Origin of the sequence: Neobacillus endophyticus (assembly GCF_013248975.1) — a bacterium.
In the GTDB taxonomy this organism is placed as follows: domain Bacteria; phylum Bacillota; class Bacilli; order Bacillales; family Cytobacillaceae; genus Neobacillus; species Neobacillus endophyticus.
Genome location: NZ_JABRWH010000001.1, coordinates 2,538,391 through 2,563,585 on the forward strand (window position 1 = coordinate 2,538,391; position 25,195 = coordinate 2,563,585).

The window sequence follows — 25,195 nt, forward strand, 5'->3', positions numbered from 1 at the left end:
TATCCCTTAACAGGCACCAATAGCTAAATCTGGGGCCAGAGCCCAAAAGAAATTACAACTCTGGGAATGGCTCAAGAAAAAGGGTTATCGGCATTTACGCCGATAACCCTTTAATTTAGGATTCCACTGAATTCCGTTTAAAAAGTTTTCTCCTAATTCTATCTAAAATAGAGTACATCACCGGTACGATGACAAGTGTTAATAGAGTTGATGTGGATAAACCGGAAATAACTACAATGGCTAAGGAGCGGGAAATGAGTCCGCCATCTGTTGACAAAGCCAGCGGTGTCAATGCTCCAATCGTAGCAACAGCTGTCATTAAGATCGGACGAATCCGGACGGCGCCTGCTTCAATAAGGGAATCCAGCGGGTTTATTCCGGCTGCCTCATTTTGTTTAACTTTATCAACAAGGACGATCGCATTTGTTACAACAATTCCGATCAACATTAATACCCCTACTAATGCCGGCATTCCGAGTGATTCATGGGTTAACAATAAACCAAAAATCACACCGACAAAAACAAATGGCAAAGAGAAAAGAATGGCAAATGGAGCGAGCATTTCACTGAATGTGACCATCATGACTAAATAAACTAAAACGATACTAATACCGATTGCCAGGAACATGTTACTAAAACCTTCACTTATCGATTTTGCTTCACCTTCAAAGTAATAACTTACACCTTTAGGCACTTTTACAGTGGCGACTTTTTGCTTGATCAGCTTTTGAACCTGAGCACTGTTGTCGGATGTGAATTTGCCGTTAATCGATACATAGTCTTGTTTATTTAACCGTTGGATCGAAGTAGGGCCATTGGTTATTTGCACCGTTGCTATATTTCTTAACGTAATATCGTCTCCAAGCGAGTTTGTTATTTTCAAATCGCCGATTTTATCAAGTGAATCCAGTTTTTCAGTGTCAAGCTGAACATTTACATCTGTTGTTTTCTTATTTAATTCCACATTTGTGACAGTCGATCCGCTGAGCATATCTCGGATCGAACTGGCTATCATCCCTTGATAAAGTCCGTTTTGGGCGGCTTTGTCATTGTCTATTTTGACGGAAATTTGCGGTCTGACTGCCTTCACATTTGAAGTGACCTCAGCAACATCAGGGATATTTTTAATCGCATTTACATAGTCTGATGCAGCTTTATTTAATTCGTTTGTACTCGCGCCTTTCACGATCATGACAAGGCCGCCGCCTCCAGTGATGTTTCCAGTTGCGGTAAGGGTTGTATTGAAATCTTTACCAAAGCCAGTAGTGTGTTTACGAACATCGTCCTCAAATTTACTGGCATCGGCATTATTTTTCAAGGTCACCTGAATATTAGAGCGGCCTGCAGTGACAGTAGTTTGATAATTGGCAACCTGATTGGTATCCTCAAGTACTTTCTCCACCTGAGCAGCAATGGAATTTGCTATTTCAATTGAAGTTCCAACCGGCATGTCAGTGTTAACATTATAATAAATCGAAGCCTCTTGCGGGAAAAAGTTTATTGGTACCTTTTTTACGGACAAGATGGAGGAAGCCAATAATAAAATGCTTAATCCGATGACAATGACTTTATGATTCAGCGACCAAACAAGTATTTTCTTGTAACCTTTTTGCAGGAGCGTTTCACGATGTTCCACTGGTTTTAAATTTAGTAAAAATAATCTCGATAAAACCGGAATGACCGTCACTGCGATGATGAGTGAGAAGCCAATGGATATGACCACACTCCAGGCAAACGGGGCAAAGAACTTGCCGACAATTCCCGGTACAAATGCCAATGGGATAAAGACCCCGATCGTAGTAATGGTTGATGATGTAATAGCTGATGCGACTTCCTTCGTTGCCGATAAAACAAAGCTTGCATTTCGTTCCTCTTTTTTGGAAAGGAGAATCCGGCGGTACAGATTCTCGATCACAACTATACTATCATCCACTACACGGCCGACTGCAACAGCAATAGCTGCTAGTGTCATCATATTTAAGGAGTAATCCATTTGTTTCAAGAAAACCATTGTGACCAAAATGGATAAAGGGATAGATAACAAGGCAATAATAGTTGTCCGAAAATTTCTCAAAAACAGCAAAGTGACGACGGCTGCTAAAAGGGCCCCGAATAAGGCTTCACGCAGCATGGATTGAACAGATTGATAAATGGTGACGGACTCATCACGGATTGTAGAAATCTCATAGCCTTTTGGCAATGTGATTTCTTTCAATTTTGCTTTCACATTATTAACAATCGCGACTGTGTTGGCTCCGACATTCGGCTGAATTCCGACGACTAATGCAGGCTTTCCATTTAGTCTTGTAATGTTCGCCTGTGCAGTCGGTTCGTATGTCACTGTTGAAATATCGCCTAGCTTAACAGTATTGATCGTCATGCTTGGAGTTGTACTTGAATTTGTTGACGGTTTTACGGCAGTATTGCTGTTGTTTGCCATGGACGATAGATTTTGCTCATTGGCCTTACTGATTTGATCAATACCAGTCTGCAGTTGTTTCAGAGCACCTTGAAGTTGTGTAAGCTTGCTCTGTTCCTGCTGTAATTTCACCTTTAATGTTTGGGCTTCCTGAGCTGTTTCCTGAGTAGGTTTAGGGTTTGCAGCGAGCCCTTGGAGTTTTGCCTGATCTGCCTGCATCACGGCGGCCAATTGGTTGATACCGGTTGTCAGCTGAATTTCCTGTTGTAATAATTCAGCCTGTTTGGAGGTCATCCCCACCGATTTTCCCAGACTACCAATGGCGCCACCCATTTGTTTAAATCCATCGCCAATAGAGGTGAAAGCATCTTCCATCCCTTTCGTGTTTTGGGTAATGTTCATGATGGAAATGTTTTTTATGTCATCTAGAGAATTAAGTTGTTTTCCTACCTGAACAGCCATGTCTTTATCATTCATTGTCACCTGGCCAGTCGGTGCTGACAGGTTGCTAGCTTGTATGGCTTGTTTCACTTTATCAAGTGTTAAATTATATTTTTTTAATTTGTCAGGGTCAATTTTAATCGTTACTTGTTTATCGGTCGTGCCGTAAACAGTTACGCTTGAGATATCTGGAATATCGGACAATTTGGGTTGAACTTGATCTTCGATGAATGCTTGCACTTGGTCTGATTTCTCACCATTTCCTTTTACTGCAAACATGTAGATAGGCTGGGAAGTTGGTCCTTGTTTTTGAACTGCGGATGCTTTTGCCGTATCAGGTAATTTCACTTTTGCCAATGCTTCATTTACATCTGATTGTGCTTTTTCCATACTGGCTTCCATGGAAAATTCCATAATGACGTTCGCGCTGTTTGCTGATGATACGACATATAGGTTGTTTAAACCGGTTAATGTAGAAAGTTCATCTTCAAGAGGTTTGCCCACATCCTCGGATACTTGGGATGGCGTTGCACCTGGATATGAGACATTGAATGATAAGTAGGGAATATCCACATTTGGATACTGCTCCAGCTTCATCGTTGCGGTTGCATAAATGCCTCCACCAAAGATGAGAGCGATGATAATAAAAATAAGGCCTGCATTTTTTAAAGAGAATTTTGTAAAAAAACTCACAAAGCCACTTCCTTTTAAGTGATAGGTAAATTGTAATCAACTGTATTAATTATATAGCTCCACAGCATGAATTCAATAGTTTTTGTTTCCATATTTTCGGGAATTGCAACTTTTTAAAATATGTAAATATTACTATAAAAGTTTCGAAAATTTCATGGTAAAATTGTTCTATAAATAGCTAAAAATCGACAAAATTCAACATGCTCTTAATAAGGATAATCCATTATCTGCTATTGATAGTTTTTGATTAATCAGCTGTCATAGTTCATGATTGAAAGGCAGAGAAAAATGAAACTAAAAGTAAAAACACTTCTAGTGGTAAGCAGCACGATGTTACTTTTTCTAGCACTTCTATCTTCGGTTCTACAACCATACTTATTTAAGGATTCATTGACATTGGATCGAACAAATACAATGAAAGAGCTGACGGATGTAAAGAATACTATTATCACAGAAATGGACAATTTGAATGGGACCAATCGGGATTGGGCTGTTTGGGACGATGCTTATTCTTATATGACTGGTAAATATCCTAATTTCACCAAAGTGAATGTTAGTAATGATACGTTTGAGAATGATCAAGTTGATTTTCTTGTTTTCTTGACTAATCAGGGAAAAGTTTTTTTTCAAAAGGGCTATGATACTGCCACACATAAACCGATTCAATTAAATAAGAGTTTTGCAGAGACATTTATTCCAATTATGCAAAATGCTGATGTGACCAACCATACCGTTTTAGTAAATACGGATTTGGGGTTAACCATGTCGAGTTTTCAAAAAATATACAGAGGCAATGGAGATGGTCCATCACCTGGAATACTTATAATGGGAAGAATAATGGATCATAATCTTGTGAATGAATTGGGAGAAAATCTCTCAGTTAATCTTTCTCTTCATCATTACCAAAAGAAGACAGCGTCTTTTAAAGTAATTGCAGAACCTATAAGTGAGACTAAAATAAAGGGATCACTTTATTTGTCCGATTATACGAAAAAGGCTTCCTACGTCATCAATCTTGTGGTGAAACGGGATTTTTATCTCCAGAAAAAAGCGAATATTAAGCAACTATTTTTCTATATCATTTTGTCTACTTTGTTTCTGATTATGCTCATTATCTTTCTCTTAAATCGCTTTATCCTTTCGCGGGTTCATGATTTATCGAGACAGTTAGATGATATCCAAGACAAAAAAGACATTCATGCAAGAATTAAATTATTTAAGCGCCACCGTGATGAACTGGCCAACCTCGAAAATTCTATTAATAGAATGCTTTCCTCCCTTGAAGAAAAACATAATGCTGTTATTAACCTGGCTTACTACGACCAGCTTACGGGTATTCCGAATCGCTATTTGTTTTTTGAAGAACTGAATCAGAGAATTGAGATTCAGCAGGGGCCATTTTCCATCCTTTTTTTCGATCTTGATGGTTTTAAATGGGTAAATGATTCTTTAGGACATTCTGTCGGTGATGCTTTGTTGATTAGCGTTTGTGAACGTATCCAACCTATTATAGCGAAGAATAATGGACTATTGGCCCGCTATGGCGGAGATGAATTTGTTGCCTTGCTGCCAACCTTTGATAAATCGGAATTAGAAGAAATTGCTCGAACCGTTATGCAGGAGGTCGGAAGGGAATATCAGCTGGATTCCTTCAAAACCTATGTAACTGCTAGTGTTGGTATCAGTATTTTTCCGCAGGATGGGGATACAGCAGAACAACTGCTGCAAAAGGCCGACATTGCCATGTACGAAGCAAAACGCAATGGGAAGAATAAAGTGCAATTCTACCATGATTTAAGCAATGCCAATAGTTATAAAAATATACTGGAACTGGAAAAAGATTTAAAAACCGCTTTATTTAAAAATCAATTAGAGCTATACTATCAAATTATTGTTAATGGACGTGACAAACAAATAACCGGTGTTGAAGCATTGCTGCGCTGGAATCATCCAACAAGAGGAATCATTTCCCCGGCAAGATTCATCCCGATCGCGGAAGAATCCGGGTTAATGCCGGCGATTGGGATGTGGGTCTTGGAGGAAGCTGTTAAGCAAATGAAACAATGGCATCAACAAGGTTTCCATCTCACTTTGTCTGTCAATGTCTCTAAGTCACAGATGAAAGATTACAGCTTTATCGAAAAACTTGATCATGTTCTAAATAAATACCAGTTTCCGCTTTCCATGCTTCAAATCGAAATCACTGAAAGCGATATTGAGCATTATTTAAATGAAATAATAAAATTCACTGGGGAACTAAAGAAGCGAGGAGTCAAAATTGCGCTGGATGATTTTGGAGTAGGTACCTCCTCTCTGTTATTTTTAAAAGAACTTCCGGTGGATACGATCAAAATCGATCGCAGTTTTATTATTAAAATCCCTGCAGAGAAATTTGATGCTATTTTATTATCCGGGCTATTTGAAGTTATAAAGGGCTTGAACTTGGATGTGATTGTCGAAGGTATTGAAAGAGAAGAACAAATCGACTTCGTCAATTCGCACATAGAAGGTAAGCTGCAAGGATATTATTTCTCCCGTCCGATTGCCGCTTCCGAATTAGAAAATGAAATATTAGCGAAAAGAAATGGCTCATAATGTGATCATAAAAAGGCTGGTAAATTCTAGCCTTTTTTTTGCACCCAAAATCATTTTCTTCGAAAATATAATAACCGCAGAGTTAAAATAATAGAATAATAAAACAAAATAATTTCTACTTCTCTAGTAACCTATCTGTGACTTGAGTAATTACGTGTGGTGCCTGACACCAATTTTTACAACGTTCTTAAGGAGATGAAAGAATTGGGTTTATTAAGAAAAGGAATTAGTATTGTTGAATTTGATGAGACTTATTTTGCTCAAGAAAGGCTGCAAAGGCTCCCGCATGAGGATATTGACGTTCGGCAAATTCATCATGTGAATCTTTTTTGTGAGGATCATGCCTTGTCACAGTTAAGCAGTGAACTTGGCAAAAGGAGCCAAAAAGGAATTACCTTTATCGGAAGCGGGAATTATCATTATCTCACCTATTTATTGCTAAAAGAAATTTGGGAACCTTTTTCTATGGTTTTATTTGATAACCATCCAGATTTAGAGCTTAATCCAGATAGGGGTGAAAGCGTGCTCTCCTGCGGTTCATGGGTATCACATGCCTTACGGGATATCTCATTATTGAAACAGGTTGTCATCATTGGCCCTACCGCTGAATTAGAACACCATGTTCACCATCCACGTGTTATTCTCTTTCCGTTTAATGGCAGACATCAATATTCGTTAAAGGCCATTCTTTCCGTCATTCATACACAAAATGTATACATCAGTATTGATAAAGACGTTTTAAATACTGCTGAAGCTTCGACAAACTGGGACCAGGGAGTCATGAGTCTGGCTGACTTAACTCATTATCTTGAAATGATTTTAAAATATAAAAAGGCACAAGGGATTGATATTTGCGGGGAAGCATCAATCTCTCCTGTGGACTTATTGGTCCCACGCTATCAATCCATTATTCAAAAAAATGAACGAGCAAATTTACAAATTTTACAGACATGCCTTAAAGGAACTCAAATTCAAACCAGAAGTGCATAGGCATTACTATTTACTTGTTTCAGGCTTCGGCTGAGGTGTATGTTATAAGTACTGAAGACAATAGAGAGGGGTACTTGTATGAAATTTGGTGTAATCGGGCTAGGTGATATTGCGAAAAAGGCATACCTTCCAGTCTATGGGGGGATCTCAGGAAGTGAATTTCATTTTTATACAAGAAATCAGGAAAAACTTAAAACCATCGGCGAGCAGTACCGGTTTGCCAATCTCCATCATAATTTGGAATCTCTGATAAACAGCGGTATACAAGGTGCGTTTGTACATTCTTCAACCGCTGCACACCCAGAAATTGTAGAGAAATTATTAACACACAATATCCACGTTTTTGTCGATAAACCGATTGCGGACAATTATGCTGAATCCAAAAGGCTGACCGATCTCGCAACGGGAAAAGGCTTAATTTTAATGACCGGCTTTAACCGAAGATATACTCCTACATACGGAGAATTGAAAAAGACAGCAGAACCGAATATGGTGATTGTTCAGAAAAACCGAAAAGGGCTTCCTGGTGAGCCAAGGGCTTTTATTTTTGATGATTTCATTCATGTCGTCGATACGATGAGATATTTGTTCCCTTACCCGATTGAACAATTACTTGTGAATGGACGGATGGAGGGTGACATGCTTTATCATGTCGTCATTCAATTCGTATCTCCTAGTGCGACGGCCATCGGGATTATGAACCGGGATAATGGAACAAATGAGGAGATTGCACAAGTGATGGGACCGCATGAGAAAAAGACGGTAGTCAATGTGGCGCAGTTGACGGTTTCAAAAGGGTTGGAGAACATTGAAGTCCGCAGCGATGACTGGGAGCCAACATTGGTGAAACGAGGCTTTTTCTCAATGGTAGAAGACTTTATTCAGGCTGTCAGTGAGGGTTCGACACCTGCCATTTCCTCTCAAGACGCGCTAAAAACACATGAAATATGTGAAGAAATAATAGGAAAATTATTAATAAAGTAATTGTACGGAATTTGTTAATATTATCCCAACTATTAAGAAGGGCATATGGTATCGTTCAATTAAGAGGAATGTTTTTAGTAAATCTTAAGGAGGGTTTACTAACATGAAAAGACAATTAATTGATGTTAACAATGGCCCCAAAATCCAAAAGGAAAAAGAAATCGTTAAGGAAATGATAGAACTTTATTGCAGTAAAAAACACCAGCATGAGGGGGTATGTAAGAGTTGTGAGGAGTTGAAAAATTATGCATTATTGAGACTGTCTCTCTGCCAATTTGGTGAAGAAAAGACTGCTTGCTCCAACTGTAAAGTTCACTGCTATAAACCAAAATACCGTGAAAAAATGAAAGTGGTCATGCGCTTCGCCGGCCCATGGATGCTGCTGTACCATCCTGTCTATTCTGTACTGCATCTGTTAAATGGCTGGGGAAGCCGAACAAAGAATAGATAAAAAACAAACAAAAAGGTGTTTGCTCCACTTCATGTGGATCAAGCACCTTTTGATGTTTTAATGGTAACTTCTATACAAAACAACAAGTAAAGTCAGCATAACCACATCCAATTTTGAATAAAAAGCAAAAGCTAAAAGGCCATCGTTTAAATAAGGAAACTTCGTGAGGAACAGCGCCCCAACCATAATAGCTATTAACGGAATCACGGCAGTTTTAACACACTTATTAAACAAAATTAACGTCCCACAGCCAATCTCCAGGAAAATAACAAGATTCAGCATCGTATCCGGATATGGCAGCCCCAAGCTAAGAAACTGACCCGCTAACTCCGCATTAAAAAATTTCATCAAACCAGAACTAATAAAAACAAAAGCCACCGCAAAACGGATCAGCCTCATCACCGAAAAAGAAGTATTCATGTTTGTCCACGCTCCTTGATAACAATCTATGCTGGCAAATGGAGAAACCATGACTTAAATTTTGTTGGTTATTTGGTTGGTGCTTTTTTGTTGGTGCCTGACACCATCGATGGACGATTGTCCGTATGTGGAGGACAATCCTGATTATTATAGGCTTTGTTCATGCACGATGTTGTTTATTTCATTTCATGATTGGTGCGGAAATTGCCAGCTAAGTTTAATAAGGCCTTTTTCATAACAAAATAGGCATAATAGTGGTTGACTTTGACGTTGCGTGAAGGTGTATCGTTAGGTTGTGAGGAGGTGTAACAATTGGAATATACGGTACAGAAGCTTGCCAGTTTGGCGGGAATCAGCACCAGGACGTTAAGGTACTATGATGAAATTGGGATTCTTAAGCCGGCGAGAATCAATTCATCTGGTTATCGAATCTATGGGCTGAAAGAAGTCGACCGCCTACAGCAAATTCTATTTTTCAGAGAACTGGGTGTAAGCTTAGAAAATATAAAGTCCATCATAACAGACCCGACCTTTGACAGCACCAGGGCACTTCGGGACCATCGGGAACAGCTCCTTGGAAAACGAGAACAATTAGATTTATTAATTGCTAATGTTGAAAAAACAATAGCAATGACAGAAGGGAGAATAATAATGTCGGATCATGAAAAGTTTGAAGGTTTTAAGAACAAAATGGTTGAAGATAACGAGGAAAAGTACGGTAAAGAAATCCGTGAGAAATATGGAAGCGAAGCTGTTGATAAGTCGAATGCAAAAGTCCTAAACATGACGCAGGAACAGTTTGATGAAGTGACAGAACTAGAGAAAAAGGTAAAACAAACACTGACTGAAGCTTACAAAACCGGGGATCCTGCTGGGGAAATGGCACAAAACGCGGCGGACCTCCATAAACAATGGCTTACCTACTATTGGAGCGAATATAGCAAAGAAGCCCATGCAGGTCTTGCACAAATGTATGTAGACGATGAAAGATTTAAAGCATATTACGACAAAGAACAACCAGGAACAGCAGAATTTCTAAGAGATGCCATTCACATTTATACTGGAATAAAGAAATAGAATATTTATGCAAAATAAATGATATTTATAAAATAGTTTTGGTGCCTGACACCCCCTATGGTGTCAGGCACCTTTTGTGTTTCCATGAATGGAAAATTTATGTTTAAAAATTAATGATTGACAAGTTTACCGAAAAAAGCAAAAATAATATCAGGGTATAATTTTTTAAAAATTTATTATATTATTATATTTTTAGATAATCTGACTATTATAACAATAGGTAGGTGGAAATGTGAGTAAGGAACCTATTTTGAAAATTAATAATTTAAAGGTTTCGTTTCAATCCGGGAAAAAACTTTTGCCTGCAGTAGACGGGGTTAGCTTTGAATTAAGAGAAGGAGAAATTCTCGGAATCGTGGGGGAATCGGGAAGTGGGAAAAGTGTGACTTCATTGGCCTCCATGGGGCTGATTCCATCACCTCCAGGTAAAATCGAGCATGGGGATATCGTTTTTGAAGGAGAGAATCTAAATAATATTTCCGAAAAAGAATGGCGGAAAATTCGTGGGAATCAAATTTCCATGATCTTTCAGGAGCCTATGACTTCCTTAAACCCGCTGTTCACTATTGGTAATCAATTGATGGAAGCGCTTAAATTACATACTGATCTCTCAAAAGCAGAGATCAAAGCCCGATGCATTGAATTATTACGACTAGTAGGCATTCCAAGAGCCGAAGGTATTTTAAAAGAATATCCGCATCAATTGTCAGGTGGAATGAGGCAGCGGGTCATGATCGCGATGGCGATGGCCTGCAACCCAAGAGTTCTGATTGCCGATGAACCAACAACGGCGCTTGATGTGACCATTCAAGCTCAGATTCTTGCCCTTATGAAAGATTTGAATGAAAAAACGAATACATCGATTATCCTTATAACGCACGACCTCGGAGTTGTAGCTGAAATCTGTGAGCGAGTAATCGTCATGTACGCAGGACAAATTGTCGAACATGGTGACGTCCGGACCATCTTAAAAAATCCTCAGCACCCTTATACAAAGGGATTATTGAAATCAGTTCCAGACTTGCGTGGCAAAAAAGACCGACTCTACAGCATTCCGGGAACTGTTCCACTGCCTGGGTCTGTTAAAAAAGGCTGCCGCTTCGCAGCAAGATGTACTGAAGTGTTCGGAAGATGCCATGAAGAATCACCAGAATTATATGCATTGGAAAAAGAAGGACATGAAGTGCGGTGTTTCCTACATACATTGAAGGGGGAGAGTGAAAATCGTGTCGGAGTTACTTCTTGAAGTAAATGGACTTAAAAAATACTTCCCTATTACCGGCGGCATTCTAGGAAGAGTAAAAGGAGAAGTAAAAGCTGTTGATGATGTATCTTTTTATGTGAAAAAAGGAGAAACATTGGGAATCGTGGGCGAGTCTGGATGCGGTAAATCTACAACGGGCAGGCTGCTCATGCGTTTAATTGAGGCGAGCGATGGCAGAATTGTTTTTGAAGATCAAGAGATTACGAGCCTTTCAAAAACGGAGCTTAGAAAAATCCGCCGGGATATCCAGATGGTTTTTCAAGATCCTTATGCATCGTTAAATCCAAGGCATTCCATCGAGCAGATTCTCGAAGAACCGCTCATTGTCCATGGAATTGGAACAAAAGAAGAACGTAAAAAACGGGTGAAGGAAATGCTCGAAGTGGTGGGGTTAAGCAGTTATCATGCCAAACGCTATCCGCATCAATTCAGCGGCGGTCAACGTCAGCGGATTGGAATTGCCAGAGCATTGATGACAAAACCAAAGCTGATTATTGCTGATGAACCAGTATCAGCACTGGATGTTTCTATTCAAGCCCAGGTGTTGAACCTCATGAAAGATATCCAGAAAGAATTCCAGCTTACCTATATTTTTATTGCCCATGACCTCGGCGTTGTCCGGCATATCAGCGACCGTGTAGGGGTCATGTATTTAGGTAGATTAATAGAATTAGCCGAAAGCGAAGAACTCTACGAAAATCCTATGCATCCTTATACAAAGGCACTTCTGTCAGCTGTTCCTATACCGGACCCTGACTTAAAGAAGAAAACGATATTAATTGAAGGTGAGCTGCCAAGTCCTGCTAATCCGCCTTCAGGCTGCGCCTTCCATACAAGATGCAGCGAGTGCATGGATATTTGTAAAACCACAAGGCCAGTAGAATACAATCTTAATGGTCATTATGTTGCATGCCACTTATATTCAGAGTAGACTGCAGCACTTATGATAAATACATTTAGGGGGTTTTAAAAAGCTTATGAAGAAAATTTCTGTAACATGGTTATTGATTTCTCTTCTTGCCATCAGCATGTTTTTAGCAGGCTGCGGCAGCAAATCGACCAGCGGTACAAAAAGCAGCAACTCAAGCAGCAGCTCCAAAAAAGACACGCTTGTATATGGCCGCGGCGGCGATTCCACTTCATTAGATCCAATCACTACAACTGAAGGGGAAACGTTCAAGGTTACCATTAATATTTTTGAAACACTTGTAAATTATGGCGAACAGGATACAACACTTCACCCAGGACTTGCTAAAAGCTGGGAAGTATCTCCTGATGGTTTGACTTATACATTCCATCTTCAACAAGGTGTTAAATTCCAAGATGGCACAGATTTCAATGCAGATGCAGTAGTCTTCAACTTTGATCGCTGGATGAATGGCGATGACAAACAGTTCCCTTATTACACTATGTTTGGCGGATACAAAAAAGACGCTGGGCATGTTATCAAAGACGTAAAAGCAATTGATCAAAATACCGTTCAATTTGTATTAAAACATCCAATGGCTCCATTCCTTAAAAACTTGGCCATGTCACCATTTGGAATTGCCAGCCCGACAGCTGTGAAAAAATGGGGTGACAAATTCAGAGAACATCCGGTTGGAACAGGTCCATTCCAATTTGTAGAATGGAAACAAAACGACCGCATCGTTCTTGAAAAGAACCCTAATTACTGGCAAAAAGGACTGCCTAAGTTAAATAAAATTATCTTCCGTGTGATTCCTGAAAATACCGCACGTCTTAACGCTTTGGCAAATGGCGAAATCGACGTGATGGATGGATTAAATAATTCCGATGAAGCAACGGTTAAAGCAAATTCAAATCTACAAATTATTAAACGTCCATCCATGAACGTCGGCTATCTAGGATTCACTGTAACTCGTAAGCCATTTGATAATAAGCTTGTGCGCCAAGCTTTAAGCTATGCAATAGATAAAAAAGCAATTATTAACGCTTTCTATGGCGGTCAGGCAGTTCCGGCTAAAAACCCAATGCCGCCTTCCATAGAAGGATATAACGACGATATTCAAGATTATCCATATGATTTAGCAAAAGCGAAAGACCTTTTAAAACAAGCTGGTTATCCAAACGGATTCTCAATGGATCTATGGGCAATGCCAGTTGCACGTCCATATATGCCTGAAGGAATGAAAGTGGCTGAGGTTATCCAAGAAAGCTTAAGCAAAATTGGTGTCAAGGCCAAAATTCAATCCGTTGACTGGGCAACATATTTGGATAAAGCAGCAAAAGGTGAATTTGATGCCTATATGCTCGGATGGACAGGCGATAACGGTGATGCTGACAACTTCTTATATGCCCTTCTGGACAAAGACAGCATCGGCAGCAACAACTACTCACGTTACAACAATGATCAAGTGCATAATCTGCTAATTAAGGCTCAGCAGGAAACAGACCAGGCAAAACGCAATGAGCTTTACAAGCAAGCGCAAGTTATCATTCACGATGATGCTCCATGGGTTCCGCTTGTTCACTCTACACCATTATTGGCTGCATCTAAAGACGTAGTAAATTACATTCCGCATCCAACCGGATCTGAAGTATTGAGTAAAGTGGAATTTAAATAATACAGGAAAAAGGGGGGAGGAGCTTTGCCTCCCCTTTTTAAACCAAATGCTTTGTTGAAAGTTAGTGTTTGATTTTGCCTCCCTGTTGAGTGTGCTTGAAGTCAACAGAGCTAAAATTTTCTTAAAAAAGAGGTGAGCAGGATGCTTACGTATACAGTCCGCCGATTATTTTCTCTGATCCCCGTATTAATAGGTATGACACTCGTCGTTTTTGCCATTATCCATGCTATTCCAGGAAATCCTGCACAGGTCATCCTTGGACAAAGAGCCACAAAAGAAGCAGTTAAGGCGCTGACTGAACAATTGGGTTTAAACAAACCTTGGTACATACAATACTTCGAATATATTAAATCATTGCTTCATGGCGATTTAGGGATTTCCTTAAGAACAAGAGGCCCTATTAATGAAGAAATTTGGCCTTACCTGATGGCAACCCTAGAATTAACGATTGTTGCGATGTTAATTGCGATTATCATCGGTGTCAATGCTGGTGTGATTAGTGCCTGGTTCTCCAATTCATGGTTTGATTATACAGCCATGGTATTGGCACTAATTGGAGTGTCTCTGCCGATTTTCTGGCTTGGCTTGATGGAGCAATGGGCTTTCTCAATTAAACTTGGCTGGCTTCCGACTACTGGAAGGGAAGATGTCCGAGACCCCGTTAACGCGATGACGAATCTCTATTTGCTTGATACATTACTGCAAGGAAGATTTGATCAATTTTGGGTGGTGCTCCAGCATTTAATCTTGCCGAGCTTGGCACTTGCCACGATTCCAATGGCAATTATCGCAAGGATGACTAGAGCTACGATGCTTGAAGTAATGAAGTCTGACTTTATTCGGACTGCAAGAGCAAAAGGGCTTAGAATGTTCTGGGTCGTGTATAAGCATTCTTTTAAAAATGCCATTATTCCGGTGTTGACAGTTATTGGTCTGCAAACCGGGCTGCTCCTTGGCGGCGCAATTTTAACAGAAACAATTTTTGGCTGGCCGGGAATAGGCAGATATTTATTTGATGCCATCAGTTATCGTGATTACCCTGTCATTCAATCAGGAATCTTAATTATTGCTGCCATCTTTGTATTCATTAATTTAATTGTGGACCTCTTGTATGTATTTGTTGATCCGCGAATTAAGTTTACGAAATAATGGAGGGATAAAAAAATGGCTGAAGTAGTAAAAAATACAGTGGATATTCCAACAATATCTGCCGAAGAAAAAGTGACTCCTCCATGGAAAGAAGCTTGGCAATCCTTTTATAAAAACCGCCTGGCGGTGGTGGGCCTGATTATTGTTGTCTTTTTCATTGTATTGGCCGTAATCGCCCCATTAGTGGCGCCATACAGTTATGATGGACAAACACTGACCGAGCGGATGCAGCCGCCTTCAAGCAAACATTGGTTTGGAACAGATGATTTTGGTCGGGATATTTTTTCCCGTATTGTATATGGCGCAAGAATATCATTATGGGTTGGTTTTTTCTCAGTGTTAGGCTCAGTTATCGTAGGAACACTGCTCGGGATTGTGGCAGGGTATTATGGCCGTTGGGTGGATACGATCATTTCACGTGTTTTTGATGTTATGCTCGCCTTTCCAAGTATATTACTGGCCATTGCGGTTGTTGCCATTCTCGGCCCATCATTGCAAAATGCCTTAATCGCCATTGCGGTTATAAACATTCCAAACTTTGGCCGCTTGATTCGTTCAAAGGTTCTAAGTGTCAAGCAGGAAGAATACATTATGGCGGCCCGGGCCATCGGTATGAAGGATTCTCGGATTCTTCTGTACCATATTCTGCCGAATAGTATTTCCCCGGTTATTGTCCAGGCAACATTGGCCATAGCATCAGCGATCATAGAGGCAGCTGCTTTAGGATTCCTTGGATTAGGTGCCCAGCCGCCAACGCCGGAGTGGGGGAAAATGCTGGCCGATTCCAAAGAATATCTGGTACAAGCTCCATGGACATTATTCTTCCCGGGGATCGCCATTATGCTTACCGTACTTGGCTTTAACCTCATGGGGGACGGATTAAGGGATGTATTAGATCCGAAAATGAAACAATAAAAAAAGACTCAGGACCCCTGAGTCTTTTTAATTTGCAAAATGGTTTTTTTCCCTACTGAACTTGTCCAAACAAAAATGAATATTTTACATTATTTATATATAGAGAGAAAAAAGGAGGTGATATAAATGGCTCATAAATCAACAGGGGTGTTCCGTGTTCCCGTTTCGGAAAACGGAATTGTTCCAACAGCTTTAAACATTATGCTTAATAATGATTCCACACATCATGCTGTAAATGTATTGGTCATTGTAAAGCGAAGCCCAAACACTTTCTTCCCAACTGCAAATGAACTAGTTGAAATCTCCCGCACTGTTGTTTCGCTTGCACCTAATCAGACAACAAAAGTTGTCTTATTTACGCCAAACTTTGCACCAGAAGATTTTCTGGATGTAGTCATTAGAGGAAGCGAAGACGATATTGAAGACACACTTGTCTACTCCTTCCTTGCAGACTCAGCAGGCCACAATCTCCCATCTACTGTCTTCAATAATAAAGATTACACATTTGCAGACTAATAGAATTGAGGCTAAAAAACAAACAAGTATAGTATGGAGGGTCCACTAGGGCCTTTTTTTTTGTCCGATAGGAAGGTTTCCTATCAGGCAAAAGTGCAACTAAGCCTCTGTCTTCACCCTAACAGGCTCGCCAGTCGGCGAGTTTTCTTTAGGGGTGTCAGGCACTAATTGCTAGAATAGTTTGTATCTTACGAAAAATTATGATGTATTATAAAATTAGTGATAATATATAATCATTATTTAGCAAGCTATACATATAGGGGGAATTGGTATTTTGGAAAATGCAGCAAAGAGTCTTGTGTTTATCGGATTCATGGGCGCTGGAAAGACGACGGTCGGGAAGTTAGTTGCAGAGCAGCTAAATCGTGAGTTTATCGATATAGATGAAGAAATTGAAAAAGAATTCAATATGCCGGTTACGAGCATTTTTGCCAAAGTGGGGGAAAAAGCTTTTAGAGAAAGAGAAAAAAGCATGATTACCAGCTTAGCTGAGAAAAGTAATAAAGTTATCTCAGTGGGCGGAGGAGCTTTTAACCAAGAGGAAATCAGAAGAGTTTGCCTACAATCCTGTATAGTCATTTACCTCGATTTATCGTTTGAAGGATGGAAGAAACGACTGAATTTAATTCTTGAAAGCCGCCCGGTATTACAAGGGAAGACGTTAGAAGAAATGGGGGAGCTTTTTCTTAAACGGCAGGAGTTTTATGCGAATCATCATGTGAAGATAAATGTCGACCATTTGGGGGCAAACGAGGCTGCCGCACAAATTGTATCGGAACTTAAAGAGCGTTTCGGTCTATCCTTGCAAAAAGTTAAGAAAAAGAAATCCATATCAGTCCGGGAAGTGATCATAGGAGAAGGGGCTCCTAAAATTTGTGTACCAATGGTTGGAAGTTCACTAGAGGAGCTAAAGGAAGAAGCACTTTTTTTTAAAACGATCGATCTGGACCTAGTAGAATGGAGGGCCGACTTTTTTGAAGATGTTGAAGATATTTCAAAAGTAAAAGAGGCGCTGATCGTCATTCGCTCCATCTTGAAGGATATTCCGCTCATTTTTACATTCAGAAGCAAACGGGAGGGCGGCGAAAAGGAAATCAGTTCAGACTATTATTTTGAGCTTAACAAGGAAATAGTGAAAACAGAAGCAGTGGATTTAATTGACATTGAATTATTTAATAATGAGCAACAAATTAAAGAAGCGGTTAAAACAGCTCAAGAACATGATGTTTTTGTAATTATCTCCAATCATGATTTTGAAAAAACACCTCCAAAAGAGGAAATCCTTCACCGTTTGAAAAAGGCGCAGGAACTGGGTGCCGATTTGCCGAAAATGGCCGTCATGCCGCATACGGCAGCTGACGTTCTAACATTACTGGAAGCGACCAACATCATGGAACAGCAATATGCAAAAACTCCCATCATCACCATGTCAATGGGAGGAAAAGGTGTCATCAGCCGCTTGGCCGGCGAAATATTTGGCTCAGCACTAACATTCGGCTCAGCACTCAAACCATCCGCCCCTGGCCAAGTATCCGTAAAAGAACTACGGCAAACATTAAATCTAATCCATTCCAATCAATAGCTTCAAGCAATCTATGTGAAAAAATCACATGGTGTCAGGCACCATGTGATTTTTTCACATTTTTCTTTTCTAGCTCAATTATGGTAATTGAAGGTTAAGGGAACCATTGTTAATAAAGCTGCTGCTGTTTTGACCTGTAGCTTTTGGGATGATTTTTCCTTTGTAGAGCAGTTTTCCGCTTTCTAGGTCTGCTACTAAAAAATAATTTGTGAGGATGTCCGTGTTGCCTAATAGATCGTGATTGGTCAATAAAAGGTATATCCGATTATTCTTGATTTCCATATTGGTTGTAGTCTTATCATCCAATTCATCTATTGAAAAAGTATATTGCTTGTCCATTTTGCCTTTTTCGAAATTGTAACCCAATACCTTTACTCCTTTGGAATCTGTTTCCTCAGAATAAATCATTGGTCCATGAAAGATATAGATCATTGGTGTATCGGGATTCTTCCCGATCATTTCCTGAGGTAAGGAAATTTTTTGGACGGTATCTGTAGTAAAATGATAGGCATATATTTCCTGGTTCACATCTTCGGGTTTTTCTCCATTCCCCCCATCCTGTAACATCGACCGGCTCTCCTTGATGAAAAGATAGTAGCCTTCAGTTGCTGCCACGTTTGTTGAATTAAGATCATGGATATTATTCTGCATATTATTTTCAGAATTTGGGGCAGAGAAAATTATTTTGTCACTCAATAGTTTTTGATATTTTAAATCAAAACGATAGCGGTGAATTTCCGTTTTGGGTGTATCCGATTGATTGCCGGAAACGCCATTGTTCGTAATTACATCAAGTTGTTCGTCATGTTTCTGAACATTTGATATAGTTATAAAATTGTAGTTTTTATCTTGTGGAACCTTCACTTGAAAACTGGATTCAGCATGACTCACCTTATTCAATTGTGCAATGGTAAAGGTACAATTTTGCATTCCTAGATTAGTCAGTTTATATTCAAGGCCGGAAAAGACAAGGAATCTGGAATCTTCATAAAAAGAAGCCGGATTTTGTTTCCCGCGCATAAAGCTTCTATATTTATGACGGTAATCATCTAGTCCATCGTTGGATGGAAAAATGCTTTTAAAACGATCCATAAACGAAAGCTGACTATAATATCGCGACCCAGATGCCGAAATGGTGACAGGTTCGTAGACGCCACCTAATGCGAGATTTCCAGATAGTGTTAATGAGCGAATTTCTTTATCATCCCCAGCCTCTTTTTTTATATAAAACTGAGGAAATTCCTTTGCTGCCGCCGCATTTGAATAAATATAAAAGGGCCCAATACTTAAACAAATGATGAAAACCATAATGAGCAATGTCCGAATACGTTTCATCTTTCGTCCTCCTTATACTGTAATTTTTTTCTTTAATAAAACTCCGCTGATCCAAATAGAAGCACCCATAATTAATAGACCAAGTGCAATGTACAGAGTCAGGAGCTCATCTGGATAGAATGAAATATGATTCTGTATCTTTAGATAAATAACAGGTGAAATAAAGACCAATAGGGCAATACCACAGTACAAAACGGCTAGTAGCACCCCTTTCCACCGATAGCAGCGCTCGAACAAAATTGCGGTAAATAGAACCAGCACCACCATTAGTCCCGTTGCGTAATAAAGTACAAACTGAGTGAATGTGCCTGGAATGATCGTGTATAGGACAAAGTAGCCTGACACCATCATCATTAACGGCAAATCTAGGCGTAAATCATTCGGCACCAGCAATTGAAACAAAGAAAGTTGAAACGGCAGGATGATGATTTCTAAGGTGATGAGTCCAAGGACCATCAGCAGAATTGCCGTTGATTTTGAAAAATAAATTGATAGTCTGGATGTTGGCAGCATAAGAAGTCGATAGATGAATGTATTTTTTGCAAACCAGTCGCGATACCAAATGAGGAAGATATAGCCCAAAATCACGGTTGCACTGATGGCAATTGGTGCAAGAAACCACATGCTTGTCATAATTTGCATAAAGTTGATTGGTCCGTTTCTCGTAATGAACTGAGCCTTGGTAATACCCTGCTCATAGACTGCACGATTTGCTTGATGAATATAGCTTAAGGACTTAACCACTACCCCGCTGAACTGAAGGATGACTATCATGCCAATCAGCGCAAAATACAATTTCAAAAATCGATGAATTTCAAAGTTTACTAATTTCAGATATTTGCTCATGGTTGATACACCTCTCTCATTACGTCAATCACGGACTTACCTTCACTAAGGCGTACTTCTTCGGTAGTAAACTCTTTCAGCACTACGCCATTCTCCAATAACACGACCTTATCGATCAAATGTTCAATATCGTTAATTTCATGGGTGGTGATGATGACACCGCGGTCTTCGATTAAATGGGATGTGAACACTTCAGCAATCTGCTCCCGGCTAAAAATATCAATGCCGGAAAAGGGTTCATCCATCAACACATAGTCGACATCGAGTGATAAACCAAGCATCAAATTAACCTTCGCCGTATTTCCTTTCGAAAGCTCCGAAATCCGGTCGGTTTCTTGCAATTTGAAAAAGCGCAGGAGGTCATCGGCCCGTTTTTGATTCCAATTCTTATAAAAATCCTTCATGAACTCGCAAGCCTCATGAATCGTCATCCAGGGCAGCATGATATTGGCATCCGGGATGAACGTAATATTTTCATATGTATTTTTATTAATGACTTCACCATTAATTAAGATCCGGCCGCTATTAATTGGAGTAAGATTCATAATCGCTTTCAAGGTGGTGGTTTTTCCCACCCCATTGATGCCGATTAAACATGTAATTTCGCCTTTATTGGCAGTAAAGGAAACGCCCTCTAATACTTGCCTCCTCCCGAATCGTTTGGAAATGTTCTGTACTTCAATCATTGTTATTCCTCCTGCTTTCTTGTTAAAAATTTTTCCCTTACCAAATCCACCACTTCTTCTATTGATGGATTGATCGGCGATATTGACTGGACAAAAGCATCGACAGCTTCCGCAATCAGTTCCTCTCTCACGGAGCTAAGGATCGTTTCATCCTGAGTAATGCGGCTGGGAAAATTCCGTTCTGTGTATATCAACCCTTGTTCCTCCATTTCTTTGTATGCCCGCTGGGCCGTATTTGGATTAATTTTTAAAATGGCTGCTAGTTCGCGCCTTGAAGGAATTTCTTCTCCCGCATTCAAATTCCCGATGGCAATCTGTTCCTTGAAATAACGAACGACTTGAACATAAACAGGATCTCGCGTATTAAAGGTTACATTCACGAAAAACCCCTCCTATGAAATTCCAATGACTGGTGTATTAATTGAATAATACATCTGTGTGTATTATATGGTTCATACACCTAAATTGTCAATAATTTACTTTGGATATTTTTTGAAATTTTTTTGTATAGCTTTATTAAAATCAAGATGTTTAATTTTCATTTAGATGATGAAAGCGGAAGCTATATGGTATCCTCGAACAAGTCCTTGCAATCCTTCGTTAGGGGGAATTCAAGAAGGGCAACTGACATCATGACAAAAAATCCGGTCACCCACAGCAATGAGGTTGACCGGATTTTATTAACTGTAAATGAATTTGAGCGCCCCTTTAGACCAACAACTCTATCTGCGGCCTGAACGACGGTTAGAGCGGCGAGACGATCTGCGACCTGAACGACGGTTAGAGCGGCGAGACGATCCGCGACCTGAACGGCGGTTAGAACGGCGAGAGGACCCGCGACCTGAACGGCGGTTAGAACGGCGAGAGGATCTGCGACCAGAACCGCGATTAGAACGGCGAGAGGATCTGCGGCTAGAACGGCGACTAGAACGACGAGACGATCTGCGGCTGGAGCGTCTGCTGGAACTGCGGCTTCCGCTAAAGCTAGAGCGTCTGCTGGAACTGCGGCTGCCACTAAAGTTAGAGCGTCTGCTAGAACTGCGACTTGCGCTAAGGAAAGAGCGTCTACTGGAATTACGGCTTGCACTAAGGAAAGAACGTCTGCTGGAACTGCGGCTGGAGCTTTGGCTGGAACGCTGGCTAGATCGACGTCTCCGTGATCTATAAATAATCAAAACTCTAGAGCTGCTGCTAGAGCTTCGGCTCGAACTGCGTCTAGAGCTTTGGCTAGAGCGGTGGCTGGAACTGCGGGATATTCTTTCATTGGACCGGCGGCTAGACTGGTGGCTCACTCTTTGACTGGAACTGCGGCTGGAGCTGCGGCTCAATCTTTGGCTGGACCGGCGACTGGATCTGAAGCTCACACTTTGACTTGAACGTCTGCTGGAGCTGCGACTTACACTTCGTCTGGAGCTCCGGCTAGAACGACGGCTGGATCGCTGTCCCCTTGGGTCCTGATACATAAAATCCCCTAAACCTGATCTTTCAATACCCCATGCAGCTTCTTGAATTTCTGCTGCAGAATAACTATTCACAAAAAATCAACTCCTCATATATTTTTAAATCTCTGAAAGTCTTAGAATCTTCCATTGATTTATCGTATGTGGACAGGGGTTTTATGTATAGGAAAGACGTTTAATTTTGACATAATTAGAAAAAATTATTTTTTATTATTTCTTTTTGAATGCAAGGCTTTCCATTCGAATCGATGAATTATAGAAAGGAAATGGTAGGCTAATGTGCATAAAGTTTGAATAATAAAAACCGAAAAACTGAAAACGTTTTCATTTAAAAACTTTGATGTTTAAATATATTTTTTGAAAATTAGGCGATTTAACAATTGAATATTTATATATAACTATGTATAATAATTCATTATAAAAGAACCTGGGAGTGAACGAAATGAAGGCTGCAATTATCGGTGGCACGGGATATGGTTCAATTGAGCTAATTAGACTTTTAAATAGACATCCCTACATAGAGGTTGGATCGGTTGTATCGAACTCTCAGGCGGGGAATGATTTTAGCAGCACCTATCCACACCTTTCTGAAATTATGGATCAACCATTAGAAGCATATGATGCAAATTATTTAACTGAAAATAATGATGTTATTTTTTTTGCAACACCATCAGGCGTAAGTAGCCGCCTTATACCAGAGCTAATCGAAAAAGGCGGTAAATGCATTGATTTATCTGGAGATTTCCGCATCAAGTCAGGGGGAATTTATGAAAAATGGTATAAACATACCCCCGCAGATGAACATTATTTACTTCAGGCCGCATATGGTCTTTGTGAAATAAATGAAAACCAAATAAAAAATGCCGGCCTTATTGCCAATCCTGGCTGTTATCCAACAGCAACAATTCTGGGACTAATGCCAATTATAAAGACTAGCTTAATAGATTATGAGTCGATCATCATTGATGCGAAATCAGGGGTATCCGGTGCAGGAAGAGGACTTTCTTTAACTTCCCATTTCGCAGAAATAAATGAAAATATAAAAGCTTACAAGCTTGGCACACACCAGCATATTCCTGAAATTGAACAGATTTTGACGGATGAAAGCGGTGTGCCCATCACGATTACCTTCACAACTCACTTAATTCCGATGACGAGAGGAATTATGTGTACGATGCATGCGAAGCTGAAAGATTCGATTACTACTAAAGAAATTCAGGAAATATACAGAGAGTTTTATAAACATAAGCCATTTGTAAGAATTAGGCCGGAGGGTTCAATTCCTGCAACAAAAGAGGTTTTAGGTTCCAATTATTGCGATATTGGTCTCCATGTTGATGCAAGAACAAACCGTCTTACCATCATATCAGTCATTGATAATTTAGTGAAAGGTGCCGCGGGTCAGGCTATTCAGAATTTAAATATTATGAATGGCTGGGATGAGAGAGCAGGTCTTGAGGATATACCACTATATCCATAATGAGAACAGGAAGTAAATCAAATCTTACGAATACTTGGGGATGAAGAAAGGGGATAAGAAATTGACACAAGCAACTTCAACGAATGAAATTGTTGTTTTCGAAGATGAGAGTATTACCTTGCCAAAAGGATTCAAAGCAGGCGGAATCCATTGCGGAATTAAAAGAAAAAAATTAGATCTGGGATATGTTGTTTCAGAAGTGCCAGCAGCAACTGCAGGTGTTTATACAACGAATATCTTTCAAGCAGCACCGCTTGTTTTAACACAGGAAAGCATCGCAAAAGAAAATAAAGTTCAAGCCATTTTAGTGAATTCGGGTAATGCCAATGCTTGCACGGGTGAGCAGGGGCTTAAGGATGCCAATGAAATGCAAAAGCAGTTTGCATGTCAACTGGGGATAGTCGATCACCTTGTTGCTGTCACTTCAACAGGTGTAATTGGCGAGCTGCTGCCAATGGAAAAAATCAAAACTGGAATCGATCAGATTCTTCAAAAAGAACACCAGCACACGGCCAACTTTCTGCAAGCCATCTTAACGACTGACACAACTGTTAAACAAATGGCAGTCCAATTTAAAATAAATGGAAAAACGGTCAGTATTGGCGGAGCTGCCAAAGGCTCTGGAATGATTCATCCAAATATGGCTACGATGCTCGGATTCGTTACAACGGATGCAAACATTGCACATGAAGATCTTCAATTTGCACTTAGAGATATTACGAACCATACCTTCAATATGATTACAGTAGACGGTGACACAAGTACAAATGATATGGTGCTTGTAATGGCGAACGGTCTTGCAGAAAATGATCAGCTTACGAAAGAACATCCTGACTGGGGAGTGTTTGTCGACGGTTTGAAAATTGTCTGCGAAGCTCTTGCGAAAAAAATTGCCCGTGACGGTGAAGGCGCCACAAAATTGATTGAGGTTCAAGTGAATGGAGCCTTCAGTACAGAAGCAGCAAGAGCTGTTGGCAAAGCGATCATATCTTCTAATCTTGTGAAAACGGCTATTTATGGAACAGACCCGAACTGGGGGAGGATTGTAACAGCCATTGGCTACAGCGGTGTACCTGTTGAGCCAAATGCAGTCAAGGTTTCATTAGGGGAGATCACAGTATTTGAAAACGGACTTCCTTGCCAGATTATCGAAGAAGAGGCTAAAGGCTATTTGGAGCAAGAAAATGTCGTTATTCATGTAGAGTTAAACCAAGGTGAGTTTAGTGCAGCAGCATGGGGATGCGATTTAACCTATGATTATGTAAAAATTAACGCATCTTACCGCACTTAAGGAGGCCGGGAACCTA

At 40.1% G+C, this 25,195-nt stretch carries 21 protein-coding genes and 1 pseudogene; 15 read left to right on the forward strand and 7 right to left on the reverse strand.

Annotated elements, in window-relative coordinates; genetic code table 11:
* Window positions 1–115 precede the first annotated feature (115 nt).
* The gene (locus HPT25_RS12385; protein ID WP_173064404.1) at window positions 116–3,553 is read right to left on the reverse strand and encodes an efflux RND transporter permease subunit; all 3,438 of its coding nucleotides are present in this window, start codon (window positions 3,551–3,553) and stop codon (window positions 116–118) included.
* 267 nt (window positions 3,554–3,820) lie between these two features.
* On the opposite strand from HPT25_RS12385, the gene HPT25_RS12390 reads away from it, so the two are divergent.
* From HPT25_RS12390 to HPT25_RS12405, 4 genes are all read left to right on the forward strand, one after another.
* Window positions 3,821–6,148 carry a bifunctional diguanylate cyclase/phosphodiesterase gene (locus HPT25_RS12390; RefSeq protein ID WP_217269699.1) on the forward strand — a complete coding sequence of 776 codons (2,328 nt, stop codon included), beginning with the start codon at window positions 3,821–3,823 and terminating at the stop codon, window positions 6,146–6,148.
* Window positions 6,149–6,352: 204 nt separating this feature from the next.
* Window positions 6,353–7,138, forward strand: coding sequence for an arginase family protein (locus HPT25_RS12395; protein ID WP_173064410.1), 786 nt, complete (start codon window positions 6,353–6,355; stop codon window positions 7,136–7,138).
* Window positions 7,139–7,216: 78 nt separating this feature from the next.
* A complete protein-coding gene (locus HPT25_RS12400; protein ID WP_173064413.1) occupies window positions 7,217–8,122 on the forward strand; it encodes a Gfo/Idh/MocA family protein in 906 nt (301 codons plus the stop codon).
* A gap of 103 nt (window positions 8,123–8,225) precedes the next feature.
* The gene (locus HPT25_RS12405; RefSeq protein WP_173064417.1) at window positions 8,226–8,573 is read left to right on the forward strand and encodes a nitrous oxide-stimulated promoter family protein; all 348 of its coding nucleotides are present in this window, start codon (window positions 8,226–8,228) and stop codon (window positions 8,571–8,573) included.
* A 57-nt stretch (window positions 8,574–8,630) separates the two neighbouring features.
* On the opposite strand, the gene HPT25_RS12410 is transcribed toward HPT25_RS12405, so the two are convergent.
* Window positions 8,631–9,044 carry a DoxX family protein gene (locus HPT25_RS12410; protein WP_312857286.1) on the reverse strand — a complete coding sequence of 138 codons (414 nt, stop codon included), beginning with the start codon at window positions 9,042–9,044 and terminating at the stop codon, window positions 8,631–8,633.
* A gap of 261 nt (window positions 9,045–9,305) precedes the next feature.
* Between HPT25_RS12410 and HPT25_RS12415 the strand changes: the two genes are divergently transcribed.
* The 9 genes and pseudogenes from HPT25_RS12415 to aroD all read left to right on the forward strand — a co-directional run bounded on the left by HPT25_RS12415 (window position 9,306) and on the right by aroD (window position 18,081).
* Window positions 9,306–10,070: a MerR family transcriptional regulator gene (locus HPT25_RS12415; protein ID WP_173064423.1), complete on the forward strand. Its 765-nt coding sequence runs from the start codon at window positions 9,306–9,308 to the stop codon at window positions 10,068–10,070.
* Window positions 10,071–10,302: 232 nt separating this feature from the next.
* On the forward strand, window positions 10,303–11,316 hold the full coding sequence (locus tag HPT25_RS12420; RefSeq protein WP_173064426.1) for an ABC transporter ATP-binding protein: 1,014 nt from the start codon (window positions 10,303–10,305) through the stop codon (window positions 11,314–11,316).
* The gene (locus HPT25_RS12425; RefSeq protein WP_173064429.1) at window positions 11,297–12,265 is read left to right on the forward strand and encodes an ABC transporter ATP-binding protein; all 969 of its coding nucleotides are present in this window, start codon (window positions 11,297–11,299) and stop codon (window positions 12,263–12,265) included. The genes HPT25_RS12420 and HPT25_RS12425 overlap by 20 nt, the downstream gene beginning before the upstream one ends.
* A 46-nt stretch (window positions 12,266–12,311) precedes the next feature.
* Window positions 12,312–13,919 carry an ABC transporter substrate-binding protein gene (locus HPT25_RS12430; protein ID WP_173064432.1) on the forward strand — a complete coding sequence of 536 codons (1,608 nt, stop codon included), beginning with the start codon at window positions 12,312–12,314 and terminating at the stop codon, window positions 13,917–13,919.
* Between the two features lie 141 nt (window positions 13,920–14,060).
* Window positions 14,061–15,068 (forward strand): ABC transporter permease, encoded by a 1,008-nt coding sequence (locus HPT25_RS12435; RefSeq protein WP_173064435.1) that lies wholly within the window; start codon window positions 14,061–14,063, stop codon window positions 15,066–15,068.
* A 15-nt stretch (window positions 15,069–15,083) separates the two neighbouring features.
* The gene (gene nikC / locus HPT25_RS12440) at window positions 15,084–15,983 is read left to right on the forward strand and encodes a nickel transporter permease (protein WP_173064438.1); all 900 of its coding nucleotides are present in this window, start codon (window positions 15,084–15,086) and stop codon (window positions 15,981–15,983) included.
* A 126-nt stretch (window positions 15,984–16,109) separates the two neighbouring features.
* Window positions 16,110–16,499 carry a hypothetical protein gene (locus tag HPT25_RS12445; RefSeq protein ID WP_173064441.1) on the forward strand — a complete coding sequence of 130 codons (390 nt, stop codon included), beginning with the start codon at window positions 16,110–16,112 and terminating at the stop codon, window positions 16,497–16,499.
* 313 nt (window positions 16,500–16,812) lie between these two features.
* A pseudogene (locus HPT25_RS28695) lies at window positions 16,813–17,268 on the forward strand (shikimate kinase); the annotation flags it as partial.
* Between the two features lie 33 nt (window positions 17,269–17,301).
* Window positions 17,302–18,081, forward strand: a complete 780-nt coding sequence (aroD, locus tag HPT25_RS12450; protein ID WP_281368268.1) for a type I 3-dehydroquinate dehydratase — start codon at window positions 17,302–17,304, stop codon at window positions 18,079–18,081.
* Window positions 18,082–18,159: 78 nt separating this feature from the next.
* Here aroD and HPT25_RS12455 read toward each other — a convergent pair whose 3' ends face one another.
* The 5 genes from HPT25_RS12455 to HPT25_RS12475 form a co-directional block, all read right to left on the reverse strand.
* Window positions 18,160–19,416: a hypothetical protein gene (locus HPT25_RS12455; RefSeq protein WP_173064445.1), complete on the reverse strand. Its 1,257-nt coding sequence runs from the start codon at window positions 19,414–19,416 to the stop codon at window positions 18,160–18,162.
* 12 nt (window positions 19,417–19,428) lie between these two features.
* Window positions 19,429–20,262 (reverse strand): hypothetical protein, encoded by an 834-nt coding sequence (locus tag HPT25_RS12460; RefSeq protein ID WP_173064448.1) that lies wholly within the window; start codon window positions 20,260–20,262, stop codon window positions 19,429–19,431.
* On the reverse strand, window positions 20,259–20,948 hold the full coding sequence (locus HPT25_RS12465) for an ABC transporter ATP-binding protein (RefSeq protein ID WP_173064452.1): 690 nt from the start codon (window positions 20,946–20,948) through the stop codon (window positions 20,259–20,261). The genes HPT25_RS12460 and HPT25_RS12465 overlap by 4 nt, the downstream gene beginning before the upstream one ends.
* A 2-nt stretch (window positions 20,949–20,950) precedes the next feature.
* Window positions 20,951–21,328 (reverse strand): GntR family transcriptional regulator, encoded by a 378-nt coding sequence (locus HPT25_RS12470; protein WP_173064455.1) that lies wholly within the window; start codon window positions 21,326–21,328, stop codon window positions 20,951–20,953.
* Window positions 21,329–21,670: 342 nt separating this feature from the next.
* Window positions 21,671–22,483 (reverse strand): CotG/ExsB N-terminal domain-containing protein, encoded by an 813-nt coding sequence (locus HPT25_RS12475; protein ID WP_173064458.1) that lies wholly within the window; start codon window positions 22,481–22,483, stop codon window positions 21,671–21,673.
* Window positions 22,484–22,850: 367 nt separating this feature from the next.
* On the opposite strand from HPT25_RS12475, the gene argC reads away from it, so the two are divergent.
* Window positions 22,851–23,888 carry an N-acetyl-gamma-glutamyl-phosphate reductase gene (gene argC / locus HPT25_RS12480; protein ID WP_173064460.1) on the forward strand — a complete coding sequence of 346 codons (1,038 nt, stop codon included), beginning with the start codon at window positions 22,851–22,853 and terminating at the stop codon, window positions 23,886–23,888.
* 40 nt (window positions 23,889–23,928) lie between these two features.
* Window positions 23,929–25,179, forward strand: a complete 1,251-nt coding sequence (argJ, locus tag HPT25_RS12485; RefSeq protein ID WP_173064462.1) for a bifunctional ornithine acetyltransferase/N-acetylglutamate synthase — start codon at window positions 23,929–23,931, stop codon at window positions 25,177–25,179.
* Window positions 25,180–25,195: the final 16 nt, after the last annotated feature.